The sequence below is a fragment of the Massilia violaceinigra genome, from assembly GCF_002752675.1.
Classification (GTDB): Bacteria; Pseudomonadota; Gammaproteobacteria; order Burkholderiales; family Burkholderiaceae_D; genus Telluria_A; species Telluria_A violaceinigra.
In genome coordinates this window covers 6,499,710-6,512,627 of record NZ_CP024608.1, presented here as the reverse complement: position 1 = coordinate 6,512,627, position 12,918 = coordinate 6,499,710, and the positions used below count along the sequence as shown (strand labels likewise).

At 62.1% G+C, this 12,918-nt stretch carries 17 protein-coding genes and 1 tRNA gene; 2 read left to right on the top strand and 16 right to left on the bottom strand.

Annotation, left to right across the window (positions count from 1 at the left end):
• Positions 1 to 96 precede the first annotated feature (96 nt).
• Together CR152_RS28060 and CR152_RS28055 are read left to right on the top strand one after the other, a co-directional pair.
• Positions 97 to 173, top strand: a tRNA-Pro gene (locus CR152_RS28060).
• Positions 174 to 486: 313 nt separating this feature from the next.
• A complete protein-coding gene (locus tag CR152_RS28055) occupies positions 487 to 693 on the top strand; it encodes a hypothetical protein (protein WP_099880495.1) in 207 nt (68 codons plus the stop codon).
• A gap of 126 nt (positions 694 to 819) precedes the next feature.
• Here CR152_RS28055 and CR152_RS28050 read toward each other — a convergent pair whose 3' ends face one another.
• The 16 genes from CR152_RS28050 to CR152_RS27980 form a co-directional block, all read right to left on the bottom strand.
• On the bottom strand, positions 820 to 1,311 hold the full coding sequence (locus tag CR152_RS28050; RefSeq protein ID WP_099880493.1) for a hypothetical protein: 492 nt from the start codon (positions 1,309 to 1,311) through the stop codon (positions 820 to 822).
• Positions 1,308 to 1,766, bottom strand: a complete 459-nt coding sequence (locus CR152_RS28045; protein ID WP_099880492.1) for a lysozyme — start codon at positions 1,764 to 1,766, stop codon at positions 1,308 to 1,310. The genes CR152_RS28050 and CR152_RS28045 overlap by 4 nt, the downstream gene beginning before the upstream one ends.
• Entirely contained in the window at positions 1,750 to 1,971 is a 222-nt protein-coding gene (locus tag CR152_RS33380) for a DUF7940 domain-containing protein (protein ID WP_054263262.1), read from the bottom strand. The genes CR152_RS28045 and CR152_RS33380 overlap by 17 nt, the downstream gene beginning before the upstream one ends.
• Positions 1,968 to 2,282: a collagen-like triple helix repeat-containing protein gene (locus CR152_RS34740; protein ID WP_099880490.1), complete on the bottom strand. Its 315-nt coding sequence runs from the start codon at positions 2,280 to 2,282 to the stop codon at positions 1,968 to 1,970. The genes CR152_RS33380 and CR152_RS34740 overlap by 4 nt, the downstream gene beginning before the upstream one ends.
• Positions 2,279 to 2,557, bottom strand: a complete 279-nt coding sequence (locus tag CR152_RS28035; protein ID WP_099880488.1) for a hypothetical protein — start codon at positions 2,555 to 2,557, stop codon at positions 2,279 to 2,281. Before CR152_RS28035 ends, CR152_RS34740 begins: the two co-directional genes overlap by 4 nt.
• A 64-nt stretch (positions 2,558 to 2,621) precedes the next feature.
• Positions 2,622 to 2,975: a hypothetical protein gene (locus tag CR152_RS28030; RefSeq protein WP_099880486.1), complete on the bottom strand. Its 354-nt coding sequence runs from the start codon at positions 2,973 to 2,975 to the stop codon at positions 2,622 to 2,624.
• 11 nt (positions 2,976 to 2,986) lie between these two features.
• Positions 2,987 to 3,955, bottom strand: a complete 969-nt coding sequence (locus CR152_RS28025; RefSeq protein ID WP_099880485.1) for a hypothetical protein — start codon at positions 3,953 to 3,955, stop codon at positions 2,987 to 2,989.
• Positions 3,952 to 4,857 (bottom strand): hypothetical protein, encoded by a 906-nt coding sequence (locus CR152_RS28020; protein ID WP_099880483.1) that lies wholly within the window; start codon positions 4,855 to 4,857, stop codon positions 3,952 to 3,954. Before CR152_RS28020 ends, CR152_RS28025 begins: the two co-directional genes overlap by 4 nt.
• Complete coding sequence (locus CR152_RS28015) at positions 4,854 to 9,680, bottom strand: hypothetical protein (protein ID WP_099880481.1); 4,827 nt, start codon at positions 9,678 to 9,680, stop codon at positions 4,854 to 4,856. Before CR152_RS28015 ends, CR152_RS28020 begins: the two co-directional genes overlap by 4 nt.
• Positions 9,681 to 9,715: 35 nt before the next feature.
• A complete protein-coding gene (locus CR152_RS28010) occupies positions 9,716 to 10,012 on the bottom strand; it encodes a DUF1799 domain-containing protein (protein ID WP_229413670.1) in 297 nt (98 codons plus the stop codon).
• A 17-nt stretch (positions 10,013 to 10,029) separates the two neighbouring features.
• Positions 10,030 to 10,374, bottom strand: coding sequence for a phage tail assembly chaperone (locus CR152_RS28005; protein ID WP_099880480.1), 345 nt, complete (start codon positions 10,372 to 10,374; stop codon positions 10,030 to 10,032).
• 89 nt (positions 10,375 to 10,463) lie between these two features.
• The gene (locus CR152_RS28000) at positions 10,464 to 11,108 is read right to left on the bottom strand and encodes a phage tail protein (protein WP_099880478.1); all 645 of its coding nucleotides are present in this window, start codon (positions 11,106 to 11,108) and stop codon (positions 10,464 to 10,466) included.
• An 82-nt stretch (positions 11,109 to 11,190) separates the two neighbouring features.
• Entirely contained in the window at positions 11,191 to 11,541 is a 351-nt protein-coding gene (locus CR152_RS27995) for a DUF3168 domain-containing protein (RefSeq protein ID WP_099880477.1), read from the bottom strand.
• Positions 11,538 to 12,041, bottom strand: coding sequence for an HK97-gp10 family putative phage morphogenesis protein (locus CR152_RS27990; RefSeq protein WP_099880475.1), 504 nt, complete (start codon positions 12,039 to 12,041; stop codon positions 11,538 to 11,540). The genes CR152_RS27995 and CR152_RS27990 overlap by 4 nt, the downstream gene beginning before the upstream one ends.
• Positions 12,038 to 12,361, bottom strand: a complete 324-nt coding sequence (locus tag CR152_RS27985; RefSeq protein WP_099880473.1) for a phage head closure protein — start codon at positions 12,359 to 12,361, stop codon at positions 12,038 to 12,040. Before CR152_RS27985 ends, CR152_RS27990 begins: the two co-directional genes overlap by 4 nt.
• Positions 12,358 to 12,918, bottom strand: a complete 561-nt coding sequence (locus CR152_RS27980) for a head-tail connector protein (RefSeq protein WP_099880471.1) — start codon at positions 12,916 to 12,918, stop codon at positions 12,358 to 12,360. The genes CR152_RS27985 and CR152_RS27980 overlap by 4 nt, the downstream gene beginning before the upstream one ends.

The window sequence follows — 12,918 nt, the reverse complement described above, 5'->3', positions numbered from 1 at the left end:
GCATGAAGATAGAGTTTTCCGGGTTTCAATATTTCACAGAAAACTTCACGATGTGCCGTTGACGTTTGCGAGTCCCCCGACGTATAATAACGTCTTCGGAGTGTGGCGCAGTCCGGTAGCGCACCTGGTTTGGGACCAGGGGGTCCAAGGTTCGAATCCTTGTACTCCGACCAAGTTAAAAGACGGGCTGTCATTCATTTGACGGCCCGTTGTCATTTCCGCGAGGTTTCCTCCCCGCGACAGACTGCCCATAGCTCAGTTGGATAGAGCATCAGCCTTCTAAGCTCATGAGTAAAGCCCGTACCTTCGGGCGATAGTGCCGCTTTTCGCTCCGCAATCAACAGGCGTACTCATCCCTAGTAGCCCGGAGGATTTATCCGGATTCACCGTTTGCGGAGCGCAAAATGTGCTGATTCCGGCATGCCGCTGATGCACCTCAACCGCCGCGCGACCCCTCTCGGTAAGCTTGGAGCAGGAGGATTTGCCATGCCTACACTGCGCGAAGATCAGACCACCGCCGCCCAAATCACCGAGGCGTTACGCATCAAAGCCGCGTTCGGACAAGAGGTCGCGCTCGGGTTCCTGCGCCGCCGCTGCGTGAAAGATAGCCTGGCGTGCGCGGCGCTGGCTGGGCGGTACGACCGCCGGGCTATTCCTGACAAGCCTGAGCCCGAGCCCGAGCATCAGCCTTGAGCGCCACCAGCTCAGCCTCGCAGCGCCGGTAGTGCGCCAGCAGATCGGCGCTGATCATCTGCATGGGAGAGCGGTCCGGGCCGTCGATCCGGTGCATTTCCAGGATCAGCGGCCCGGCAGCGTCGCTCACGGCACCAGCCCGTGCCGCTCGATGAACGCTTGGCACGCGCGGCCAGTGGCGAGGTCTTGCTCGACGGCCAGCGTCAGCGCTCTAAAATCTCGCTCAACGCTTTCTGAAACCAGCCGGCCGGGTGGATCGGCGCGGTTGCCGCCGCTGGCGCTTTCGGCTTTGGTGGGGGTGGCAGGTCCGCTACAGATGGCGTCACCGACGCGCACCCGACGAGTAGCAATAACAGTAGCAACAGGAGCAAGCTCTTCATTTTTGGCTTTCGTTATACCGGCGTTGATGGTGGTCTGCTTGCTCGCAAGCATGGCGTTTTCTTTCTGACGCGCGAGGGTGGCGCGAAGGTCGAGTTCAGCCCGGACGCTGACCGCGCTGTCGTAGCCGACATGCCACACGTGCGAGCGGTACGCGGCGGCGCCGGCCACTACGGCGGCGGCCACAGTCAGGGCGGCGCCGATCTTCCAGGCAGTTGACACTGCCGCGAGCGGGATCACGTTGCCCCCACGAGGCAGAGATTGCGCTCGGCCTGGCGCCGCTTCACCAGCCCGGGCAGCTTGATGCCCTTGGCGTACGTCCAGCGCAGCAGTTCATCGCAGCCGCCCAGCGTGTCGCCCGCGTTCAGCTTGCGCGCCAGCGTGGACCCGCACAGGCTGGTCTGGCCAACGTTGTAGGCGAAGCTGACCAGCGCAGCGCGGCGGTAATCCGGCAGCGGCGCCCGGATGCAGTCGTCAACGGCGTGGTTCGCCAGTTGCAGCGAACTGGCAAGCATGGCGTCGCACTGCGCGAGCGTGGCGCGCTGGCCCATCCGCACACCTTTGGTCTCGCCAAAGCAGATCGTCGGGATCCCGACCGGGTCAAGGTAGGCAGCCTGGCGCAGGCCCTCGAAGCCGCCCACTATGGTGACGGCGATTGCGCACCAGCCGGCGCGCTGCTTATTTGTCAGTGCCATGTAATTCCTTCTGCGCGAGCAAGCGCGCGCCAAATGCCAGCGTTGACACGACGGCCGCGATGCCAGCGAATACACCATTGGGGACGCCGGCAGGCTGCACCAGCGCGATATACACCTCGGCAGCGCCCAGCAGGCCCGCCGCAGCGTTGAATTTCAGGCTCCATGCCTTGGCGAGCACCGCGCGCCAGTCTTCGATGAGGATCATTTTCCGCTCCAAAATCCATTACCTTTTGCACCGGTTGCGCCGGTATCGCCTTGCTCTCCTTTACTGCCGGCCGCGCCGCGCTTGCCTGCGTCGCCGTCGCTGCCAGCGCGCCCGCGATCGCCGGTCTCGCCTTTCTTGCCAACGCCATCAGCGCCGGCCGGCCCCTCGATTCCCTGCGCACCAGTCTTGCCAGGCGGCCCTTGGATGACCCTCGCCGGGTAGAGAACCGCCACCAGGATCAGCGCGGCTGCCACGCCCAGGAAGATGCGCAGCACCCAGTAGAATGACGTCGACCACTTTTTCGCATTCATCGAATGTGCCCTCCAATTACCTTGTCGAATATCCAGTACGCCATCCCGATGACCGCCGTCCCGAGGGTCATGACGCCCCACTTGAGCGCCCGGTTGCGCTCGTCTTCCAGGGCGGCGATCTTGTCGTTTGCCTCCTTGATATCGGCGCCTGCTTTGGCGATGACGCGTTGGAGGTCGGCGTCGGCCTCGCGCTTGTTCTCTTCAATTTCGCGCTGCAATAGCGCTTGCCCGTGGATCAGCAGGGCAATCTGTACTTCGGTGGATGCTTGGGTCATCGGGGTCTCTGGGCCGGCCAATAAAAAAGCCACCCGAAGGTGGCTCGAAGGTGAGCACGCTTGATCAGTCGATCGCGGCGGCGGTGACAAATAGGGTGTCGATATCGGCGTGGGTCAGCTCCAGCACCTGGCGAATGCCTTCGACCAGCGGGTGGCCACGCCGCACGTTCTGCGCGTATTCGAGGTAGGCGCGCGCCTGCTCGCCGTCGATGCCGGGCATCGTGTCGACGTAGGCTTTCACCGCCGTCATGTGGCCGGCCGCGATCAGCGCGAGACGCGCATTCAGCATCGGCACTTGCGCCGGCACCACGGGCGCTGCTGCTGTGGCGATATCGATCTCGCGCTGGGCAATCTCGGCGGGCGTGGCTGGTCGGTGTGCCCACGTTTTTGTTGCAGGATCGATATATTGAATGTCCATTCGATTTTCCTTTATGAATTCTTGTAGCCAAAAATCCGAATTTTCCCGGACGCGTTGAAAAGCGGCGCCCCAGAGCCCCAAAAGAGGCGAATCCCGGTTACTGCTGTCGTGCCGATGTAGTGCGTCGAATAGCCGCGCGCATCCAGATATCCGCTGCCGTTTATGAAAAGGGCGTCAGCAATTACGATCTTCGGCCGAGTCGTTTCATTCGTGCCGAAAACTTTGATCGTCGCGGATAGCCCCGCTGTAGCAAAGCTGGAAATGGACGCTGCTGCTGGGATCAAAGTGCCTGAGCTGGTATATACCGGAGCGCTGGCGCCAACGGTGCCACCCTCCAAGGATGAATATTTTGCAGTGGCATCGGCGACCCCGGCGACGAGCAGCCGCATTTGCAGGGTTTCCGTTGACGCACCAGAATGAGAAATGCTATCGACGACGATTTCGTAATTGTCGTAGGTCGCACTAAACAGGAGATCGATATAGCTCACCGCCGTCGGCGTAACGGGCGGCCATACCAACGTTACGCCAGTATCGTGCAAGAAAGCGACGGTCCCGTTGACGTCCTGTGCCGTCCACGCGCGGGTTTGTCCAGTGGTGATGCCATCAACTTCGATGCGAACTTGCTTGCTGATGTCGGCGCTGCCCTTAACGATTGGGTTTGAATCGAGAAAAGCCGCTGCGGTACCGATGGTGGCCGCGCTGGCCGCCGCGTTCGCCTCGCTGGTCGCCGCGTTTCCAGCGCTGGTTGCGGCATTGCCGGCGCTGGTAAGTGCTTCACCCGCCTTGGTGGTGGCGGTGCCCGCCGCAGTGGTCGCTGTCGTGGCGGCGCCGCTGGCAATACCCTGCTTGGTCGTCAGGTCCGTAGCCAGCGCATTAATTTCGGTGGTGAAGGTCGGAATGCTGGTGGCAAAGTAGGTATCGACCTCCGTGCGAAACGTCGGTGAGGTGCGGTCGAGCGGTGGAATGGCGGTGATCGTCATTGCGAAAGTCCTTCAATTTCGAGGTTGCAAAGATGGTGCTGCGGATAGGCCACCACCATCGAGAAGTCTTTGTAGAAGCCGTAGTTGATCATCGGCTCGTAGCCGATCTGGTCGGCGCCGATGTAGATGCACGGGATTGCGCGCAGAGAGGCGAGCGATCGGAAAATCTTGTTGAACTCGCTTGCAGCGGTGAGTACCTGCAGGCTATTGCGCTTGCTGAAATCGCCCTCCACCACATCGAAGTTGCCGAAGCGGTCTCTCTCCTTCCGGCTGTAGTCGATGATGCCCACGGTCGAGCCGCCAATCGTGCGCCCTATGGCCAGCACCTGGCCCACCTGAAGCACGCCGACCGATACCGGAGTGGTGCTCGTAATCGTGACCGTCAGCTCGCAGCTCGCGTAGTGCTGCGGCAGGTCTGTCAGCACGAAGTCGGTCAGCTGCTCGAAGTCCATGAAGAACCAGTCGTAGACGCTGGTGACCAGCGTGCCGTCGAGGTTCACGGTGCGGCTGTAGACTGTGGTGCCGCCTGGCGCATTCTTGAGGGTCACCACGACCTGGCGCCCGACCAACTCCAGCATGCCCAGCCCAGAGACAGCGCCCGGCTGCGTCACGACCGTGATCGACGTCGCCGCGGTGGTGGCCGTGCCGATCTTCCGGTCGAACATCCCCCAGCGTAGCGTCGGCCCGGCCGGCAGCCAGTTCGTCGGGTCGCTTTCGGGTGCCGTTGCCGAAGTGCCGGCAACAGCGCGCTCGTACTTCATGTGCGTAGACGTCCGGATAACGACGGCGCCGAGCGCGTAGGCGGTGGCCGCATTCCACGCCACTTCACCCGCGGCCGGCTCGGCCACGGTGCTGCTGGTCAGCATGGCCGTCGTGATCGTGGTCGGCTTGATTACCTTCATACAACTACCCTCACTTTCACAGCATCATTTTCGTTGACTCGGTTACCCATGCGCACGAGCTCGGCGTTGCTGAGTGCGATCGCCCGCACTTCGGCGCGCAGTCCGGACATTTCGTCGCGCGACTGCTGCTGCGCCGCCGCCGATGTGTCGGCCTGCGCAGGCCGGTTGATCATCTGCATCAGTGCGCGGTTGTCGGCGGCTGGGATCACGCGCTCGCCTTCGTGCGCCTGGATCACCATGTCGGCCGGCAGGTAGTTGGTGCCCACGGCCAGGCTCGGCAGCGTCAGCCCGAACTTCGCCGCGAGGATGGCGCCGGTGGCATCGAGACTGGCGGCCGTGCGCGCGCGGATGCGCTGCAGGTCCAGCAACGATGTGGCGTTCGCTTCGGCCAGCTCGATCAGCTTCTGCGAGATCGACGGCAGCAGCTTCGCCGCGTCTTGGTTGCCGGCCTGGGCCTGGGCGCTCTTGATTGCGAACTCGGCTTGCGCGCCGGCCAAGGTGGATGCGCCGTCGCCAGCAGCAAGCCCGCGAATACGCTTCACCTCGTCAAAAATCGAGTCGGTGACCGACTGCCAGGCGTCACGCATCTGCTCCGCTGCGCGCTGCGCCTCGTCGGCAAGCCGCTGCTGGACGCGGGCATACTCTTCTGCGTCGCGCGTCCGCATGGCTGCCGCCTCTGCTGCGGCACGGTCGGCCGCATCCTGCGCGAGCTTGGCCGCCTCCAGCGCTTTCAACTTGTCGTACAGCTTGACCGTCGACTCGTCCATGCCCTTCGTTTCCAACTTGCGCAGCTCGGCCGCCGACAGCCCGGCCTTCTCGAAGACCAGAATCTGGTCCTCATAACCCTTGTTGGTTGCCGCGAGGCGGTCGGCCGCTTCCTTGGCAATGCCAGATGCGACCGCGCTAGCGTTGTACGCGGCCACCAAGTCGTAAAGCTTGATGGTCGTTTCGTCCATGCCCTTTGTTTCCAGAGCACGGATTTCGCTGGCCGACATGGTTGCGCGGACAAATCCAGCAATCTGGTCCTCGTAGGTCTTGTTGACCACGGCCAGCGCGGCGGCGGCCCTAGCGCCAGTCAGCTGGTCGAACAGCGGCCGATTGCTGTCGTCGAGATTTCCGCGCTCAGCCAGACGTTGCTTTTCAGCGTAGGCTGCCGGGGTCATCGTCAGCTGGTCGACTTGGCCCTGCAGGCCGGCGCGCTCGGCGGCGATATCCTTCAGGGAGCGCACGGCCTCTTCGCTGGCGGCCAGTGCCGGGTTTAATGTTGCAAAAGCCTCCTGAATGCTCATCAGGCCGGCGAACGTTTTCGCGCCCTTCTCGGTCGTGAGGTCAAGCCCAAGCACGAGATTCTTGAACTCGTCTCGCGTCGTCGGCACCGTGATTTCCAGCGACGCAAACGCCGCATCCACCGTCTTGCCGAGCGCCGTCATGCGCTCCGCTTCGGTCTGGTAGTTCTGGCTGAAGAACGAAATGCCCTTGCTGAAATTGTCGATTCCGCCAGACAGTTCAACGAGCTTTTCGCGCGCGGCCAGGGAGCCCACGCCTACTGCGCCGAAAGATTCGCCAATCGACGCCAAGCCGGCATCGATCACCGCGTAATCGATGGCGATGCGTTGCAGTGCGGCCGATGCCGATTCGCCCTTGGCAGCGAGTGCGCCGATGGTCGGGATCAGCAGGGCGGCCAGGTCGTTCCCGATATCGCCAAATACCCCGGTAATCAGCTCCTGGTTCTTCGCTTCGTCGCTGGTCAGGGTGAGCTTAATCGCCTTGGTGTAGGTGTCGATCTGCGCTGCCTCGATGCCCATCTGCGCACCGAAGCCCTTGACGGCCGTCATGAGGTTCTTGATGGTGTCGTCGAAGGTGCTGTCGCCGGCCGCGTCAAGTGCCCCGTCCTTCGTGTAGCGCTTGTCGCTGCGGAACAGGCCGCCTTTTTCCAGAATATTTTGGAACGTCTTGCCGTCGAAACCTGATGCGCCGAACGTGCCTTCAATGCCGAAGTCCTTGACCTCGGGATTCTTGCGGCCGAACAGGCGAGAAACGGTCGACGCGCCCGAGAACATGTTGGCCAGCGTGTTGCTCATCCCGAGCTTTTGCAGGCCGGTATTCAGGTGCAGCATCGGCGCGTTGAATGGCGCCACCGGGCCGGTCGACGAGATAGAGCCGTTCTGTGCGTCCCATCCTTTTTTATAGAGCGAGTTCGACAGTGCCATGCCGGCGGCGATCCAACCGACAATCGGGATGGCGCCAGACGCACCGATCCCGCCAGCGCCTGCCGCACCTGCTGCACTAGCGCCGCCGGCCGCATTTGCCCCGACCCCTGCTGCGCTTGCCCCAGCGGCACCGCTGGACGCAGCAGCACCGCTAAAGCTGGAGAACAGGGCTTTGCCCATATTGGCCAGGCCGCCGCCTGTTGAGGATGCGTTTGTAAATGCGCTATAGATCGATTGACCCATGGTCACCAAGCTGCCGGCAGAAATGCCACCCGCGCCACCCGCGCCACCACCTACCATACTGCCGACGACCTGCACCACCAGCGGCTTAATAAACATTTTGTAGATTTGGTCCGCGACACTGGTCTTGAATGTCGTGACCAGAGACTTTGTGAACGACTTCCAGCCATCCTTGCCGTTGTTCAGCATGTCGGCGAAGCCGGTGCGGAAGATGTCGTCGTACTGAGCAACCGTCTGCTCCCAATCCGCGACCATCGCATCGTTTGCTTTCTTCGCCGCCTCCCTTCCGTCAATGTTCTGCAAAGCTGCAACACTGCGCTTGCGTTCGGCAATTTCAGCTTGGAGCGCGTCGATTTGATCCAGTGTCAGGGCCGCCGCAGACCGCTGCGCTAGCTGATCCTCAAGTCGCGCGACGGTAAGCTCCTCGATCGCCGCCCTAGTCAGCCCGAAGTTGCGCACTAGAGCCTCGTTTGCATCGGCCTCCCGTTTAGCATCAAGCACGGGCTTGTTCAGCGCATCCGCCTGCTCTTTGAGGAACTTTGCATATTCCGAATGCACTTTCGCCACGTTTTTGGTCGACACCAAAAATGCTTCGTTCGCGCTGAGTTTCTTGATTAGCTGCTCGTAGCTCTCCTTGTGCGCCGCCGTCAAGCTCAGCTCGCCATTTCGAATGCGATCAGTCAACGTGGCTTGCAGTTTCTGAGATTCAGTCAGCGGTTCGAGCCCGGCGATCTCGCGCCCCGTCGCGTTGATTCGTTCGTTGATTGCGCCCGTCAGCCCCCGGTACGCATCCATTTCCGCCTTTGCAGCAGCAGCGGATTTACGGCGGTTTTCTTCGTCCAGCTTCAAGAATTCGGACGCCTTCTTTGCTGCCTCCTCTCCCTCCTTCTTTGCCTGCGCCGAAGCGGCAGCGCTCGCCGCAGCAGCGGCAGCGTCCTTTTCTGGAGACTTAGCAAGGCCCTCAAGCTGCTTGATCTGCGCCTCTGCTGCGGCGATTTTCCCTTTCAGTGAATCGGGCGTTTTCCCGAGCACCAGTCGCTCAATGAATCCAACATATGGGGTGTTGGTGCTAAGCTCCAGGTCTTGCTGATACCTGAATAGCTCTTCACGAAGGTTCTTGATTTTTACGGTCGCGCTGGAGAATTCGTCCGTGAACGCCAGGGCTCCGAGAGCGCCCAGGCCGACCCACGCGGTTTGCAATAACCCGGATTCCTCGTACGCCTCCTTCAGCGCCCGTGTGACTTGGTTGAGGCTGGGGAGAACATCGCTGACCAACTTGGTCTTGAACCCGTCGACCGTGCCATTGAGATCGGCCAGGCTCGCATTGAACTCGCCGGCCTCTTCTGCCAAGTCCTCGGTCATGTTTGCTGCGGCCTTGCCCTGCGCAACAAGTTCGCCGATTTTCTTGCTGCCCTCGGAGAGCAGCGGGGCCGCAGTCTGCCACGATTCGCCCAGCGCCTCCGCGCCCAGCTTCGCCTTCAACTGCGGGTCTTGGATGGACGAGAAAACGTCGGCAAACTGCTTGAACGCTTCAAGCGGCTCCTTCGCACTTACCCCGAGCTTGGCGTATTGCGCTGCGTTCCCGGCGATGTTGACGGACAGCTTATTGATGGCCTTTGCCGTGCCGTCCAGATCACTACCGGCCTTTCCTGCTGCGGCCTTTAGCCCAGCAAGATCATCAACAGCAATTCCGGTGGTGGTGCTGAGATCACCCAAATCATCGGCCATTTCTGCGACTTCCAGAATCAAGCTGCCGAACATCGCCCCGGCGCCGGCGACGGCCGCAAGCGCGCCCAATGCCAACTCCGTTTTGCTGAACGCCTCTCCGCTGTCGCCAGCCGCCTCCTCTGCCGCGCGCAACTGTTCAATCAGCGGGGCAGCCGCCTCAGCAACACCCAGCTCCGCCGCCCGCATGGCGGTCAACTCGGACGCGGTTTTACCAATCGCATCAGCCTTCGCTTGCAGCCCTTGGAGGAAATTGGTGCCATCGTCCAACTTGCGCTGAGCCTCGGCGGCCAGCGCAGTCTTGCGCGTCACGGCGTCCAGCTGGTCCAAGTATGGCTTCAAGGCCGCTTGATTGATGCCCTTCTGGTCCGCCAGCGCGGCGTAATACTCGACCGTGCCTTTCTTGCCCAGTTCCATTGCGGCGGTCCGGCGCTGAATATCATTGATGATCGTCTTCGTGCTGCCGGTGAACTTGCCGGCCGCAGCCTCCGCGCCGTCCCCCAGGTTGTTGACGCCCGTATTTTTTCCCAGGGCGTCGATGGCGGCGCCGGTCTTTGCTGCGCCCTGATCGATCTTGCGCAAGCCAACCTCGACGCCATCGGCATCGAGCACGACTTTGATCGTCGCGGTGTTTGTAATTTCTGCCATTGGCTTGCCCAAATAGAAATGCCGCCCGGAGGCGGCTATGTTTTTGCGTAGATACAGTTGAGCGCGGCGATTTCCATGATCTGGATATCGTGCTCGAGCTGGTCGTAGTCGTCAGGGGCCAGGCCCATGCGATCCATTTTTCGGTGCAGCACCGTGTAGTCCAGGCCGCTGGGGCCGCCGGCACCGGTGCGCCACTGTGTGCGCAGGTACTGGAACAGCAGCAGTGCAGCCAGGTTATCCGGCCACGGCTCCACCGCTGGTTCGCCTGCAAAGTCTGCCTCGGTCAGGCCGGCCGCCGCCAATTCCTCCGGCGTCGGGCCTTTCCGATACATGTCCTCTGCAAGCGCGATCAGTTTTTTGTGCGGGCGCCCGTCAGCTCGCCAAAGTAGGCGCCGATAACCGCCTGCGCCGCGCCCATATAGCGTTGCGTCAGCATTTCCAGCGAGGCAGCGTCGAACGGCTCGTCCAAGTCCCAGCCGCTGGCAATGTCGAGCAGCACGTCGGCATCGTTCGGGCCGTCCTCAGTGTCGGCCGCTTTGAGCGACTCCATGAATTCCTTGAGCTCGTCCTTCGTGCGGTGCTTGAAGGTGAAGATGATTTGCGCTTCGCCGGCGCCCGGGATGGCAATGGCCACTGGTGCTTTGAAGGTCGGGGCGACGGAGAGGGAGAATTTTTTTGCGTTTGTCTTGGTCATTTTTTGCTTTCGAGAGAGAAAAAGACCGGCGGGGATCAAGCCGCCGGCATAGAAAGACCCGCTGATGCGGGCCGGGAGACAACAGGTGGTTAGGTCGCGTAACGAACCGGGCGGCCCTGCAGCGCGATACCAGCCTTGACGGCCATCAGGTTGCCCTTGCTGAGCGATGGCGTTTCGTCGAAGGCGCAGATGCCGTTGTAGAGGATGAACCCGCCGGCTGGCAGAGTGGCACGCAGCGCCGTGGTCGCGCGCGATTGCGCCACGGCCTTGAGCGCCTGATAGCCAGCGAGCGCCGGATCATCCGCGATTTCCAGGGCGACCGATTGGGCCGACGTGGTGGTCGGAATCTGGCTGTCGAAGTCTTGCTCCAGGAAGGAGTAGGTCTGGTACTGCGGTTCGCCGCCCGAGCTGGTGCAGCCCATGATCTGGGTGATCTGCGTCCAGGTGTTGATCTTGCGGATCGTGCCCGCACCAGAGCCGGCAGGGAATGCGGTCGTCGACGTGGTATCCAAGCCTTCCACGACGATGGTGGTGCCGCTCGGCGACTTCACGCGGAACACGCGGTTGTTCGCGCGGCTCCAGCCCGAGGTGAATTCGAAGAAGTCACCGGCCACCAGGGTATTCGTAACGGTCAGCACCGCCTCCGATGCATTGGATGCGGCGGTGACGGTAAGGTTTGCCGCGTACGCAGTCGCCAGAGCGAGCACGATACCGTTTGGGAGAGAAACAGCCATTTGTGTTTTCCTTTCGGGAAATAAAAAACCCGCTCAAAGGCGGGTCGTGGGTTCGCCCGAAATGGGCATGAAAAAGTTTAGATCAGGTGAAAAATTCAAAGTCCTGCATCGTGCCGCGCAGTCCGGCATCCTCATCGAACGTGGCCATGCGGCCCGTCACCACAGTGGTTTGCAAGCCCGTCACGACGCGCAAGGCGTTCTCTGCCTGCTTGCCTATGCTCGACGCCTCCACGCGCGTGGAGGCCCACACGCTGACCTGCACGCGTACACGCTCTTTGCTGGGCGCGCCACCATCGAGAAAATTAATCGGATCGCCGCCGACCGCCTGGAAAGTGATGTAAGGCGGCGGCGTGCCTTCAGGGGCGAAGTCCGGATAGACGTCGCCTTTGACAAAGCCCTGCAGCGCCTCGAACACCATCAATTCCATGCTCATGCGCCACCAGCTTTCTCGGCCATTTTCTCGGCCAGCTTGGCGGTCACAGCCTCGGCCGCTTCCTGCTTCTTGCTCTCGTAAGCCGGGCGCATGAACGGGTAGGCCGGCGCGCTGGCCGTGCCGTACTCCAGCGCCGACGCCGCGCGCGCCGCCTTGAGCGACTGCTTTTTGTTCTTGCGGCGCACAAAGCGGTGACCGTTTTCGACGAAGCGCCAGTAAAAAGCGTCGCCATCGGTGCCGAACTTGCCGGACCGGACCGTGACCAGATACGCTTGGCGCTTATCGCCGTCCGACTCTTCGTCCAGGCGCTTCGCGATGATGTTGCGCATCAAGACGCCGGTCTTCTTGTGCGAGGCTGCGTTGCGGATCGCCTCGTCACGGAATACCTCGGCGCCGGCGAAACCCGCGGCGCGCAGGCTCGATTCGCCCACAGCGCCCGCAATCTGGTCGGTTGCGGCTTTGATCGCGTCTTGAAACGCGCTCGCGTCGATAGTGATCATTTCGTAATCTCGCAAACAAGGTCGAGGTACTGGCGGCGCACTTTGTCTGGCAGCACGGCGAGCACCTTGTAAATGGTGCCGTCGTGCAGCACGCGCATGCCGGCATGCAGGCCCGCGCGCTGGCGCAGACGAATCGACGCCTGCACGGTCGACGTCACGGCGCCGGCCTTGATCGCCTCCATCCCGCCTGTATGGAGAATGTCGGCCCATACCTTGGCGAACTCGACCCAGCCGCCCGGAATAGGCTGCCCGATCGCGTCGCGGCCGGCTGGCGCCTGGATCGTCACAAGGTCGCGCAGGGTTTGCGCGAAGGCGCTCATCCGTACACCCGGCAGGCGTCCAGCAGCCTGTCCACGTACATCGATTGCGAGGTGGCCTTGAACTCGCGCGTCGCCGGGTCGAACTGCTCGGACAGGCGCGCCAGGATATAGAGCTGCACGTTCTCGGGCACGCTGGCGGCGGTCAGGCCGTAGCCGCACGTGTATTCCACGACCACGGCGTTGCGGCGCGCGTATGTCTCCGGCCAGGTCGCGCCCGCAGCTGGCACGATGTAGCCCGGCTCGGTCACGGCGTCGACGTAGTAGGCTTCCGGCGCCAGCACCTGGAGCACGTTGTTGACGTCGTAGTAGCTGACGCTCTGCACGGCGATGAGCGGCGCGCGCTCCAGGCGCAATGCATCCTCGAACGCCGGCAAAGCCAGCTGCCAGCCCTGCGATATCAGGGCGCGGCCGATCTGGTGCTCGCACTCGCGCGTGATGCCCTTGAGCGACAGCGTGATCGACGCGTCCAGGTCGGCCGTTGTCTCGCGAAGCTGCAACTTGGCAGCTTCGAGCGAAACCGCCAGCTGGGCCGGCGGGGTGGTTTGGCGTGAGGTCAT

What these genes read in the sequence shown, in the direction of transcription:
- CR152_RS28055 (WP_099880495.1), top strand. Translation starts at nt 487, where the DNA reads ATGCCTACACTGCGCGAAGATCAGACCACCGCCGCCCAAATCACCGAG.
- CR152_RS28045 (WP_099880492.1), bottom strand. Translation starts at nt 1,766, where the DNA reads ATGGCACTGACAAATAAGCAGCGCGCCGGCTGGTGCGCAATCGCCGTC.
- CR152_RS33380 (WP_054263262.1), bottom strand. Translation starts at nt 1,971, where the DNA reads ATGATCCTCATCGAAGACTGGCGCGCGGTGCTCGCCAAGGCATGGAGC.
- CR152_RS34740 (WP_099880490.1), bottom strand. Translation starts at nt 2,282, where the DNA reads ATGAATGCGAAAAAGTGGTCGACGTCATTCTACTGGGTGCTGCGCATC.
- CR152_RS28035 (WP_099880488.1), bottom strand. Translation starts at nt 2,557, where the DNA reads ATGACCCAAGCATCCACCGAAGTACAGATTGCCCTGCTGATCCACGGG.
- CR152_RS28030 (WP_099880486.1), bottom strand. Translation starts at nt 2,975, where the DNA reads ATGGACATTCAATATATCGATCCTGCAACAAAAACGTGGGCACACCGA.
- CR152_RS28025 (WP_099880485.1), bottom strand. Translation starts at nt 3,955, where the DNA reads ATGACGATCACCGCCATTCCACCGCTCGACCGCACCTCACCGACGTTT.
- CR152_RS28020 (WP_099880483.1), bottom strand. Translation starts at nt 4,857, where the DNA reads ATGAAGGTAATCAAGCCGACCACGATCACGACGGCCATGCTGACCAGC.
- CR152_RS28015 (WP_099880481.1), bottom strand. Translation starts at nt 9,680, where the DNA reads ATGGCAGAAATTACAAACACCGCGACGATCAAAGTCGTGCTCGATGCC.
- CR152_RS28010 (WP_229413670.1), bottom strand. Translation starts at nt 10,012, where the DNA reads ATGTATCGGAAAGGCCCGACGCCGGAGGAATTGGCGGCGGCCGGCCTG.
- CR152_RS28005 (WP_099880480.1), bottom strand. Translation starts at nt 10,374, where the DNA reads ATGACCAAGACAAACGCAAAAAAATTCTCCCTCTCCGTCGCCCCGACC.
- CR152_RS28000 (WP_099880478.1), bottom strand. Translation starts at nt 11,108, where the DNA reads ATGGCTGTTTCTCTCCCAAACGGTATCGTGCTCGCTCTGGCGACTGCG.
- CR152_RS27995 (WP_099880477.1), bottom strand. Translation starts at nt 11,541, where the DNA reads ATGAGCATGGAATTGATGGTGTTCGAGGCGCTGCAGGGCTTTGTCAAA.
- CR152_RS27990 (WP_099880475.1), bottom strand. Translation starts at nt 12,041, where the DNA reads ATGATCACTATCGACGCGAGCGCGTTTCAAGACGCGATCAAAGCCGCA.
- CR152_RS27985 (WP_099880473.1), bottom strand. Translation starts at nt 12,361, where the DNA reads ATGAGCGCCTTCGCGCAAACCCTGCGCGACCTTGTGACGATCCAGGCG.
- CR152_RS27980 (WP_099880471.1), bottom strand. Translation starts at nt 12,918, where the DNA reads ATGACCTCACGCCAAACCACCCCGCCGGCCCAGCTGGCGGTTTCGCTC.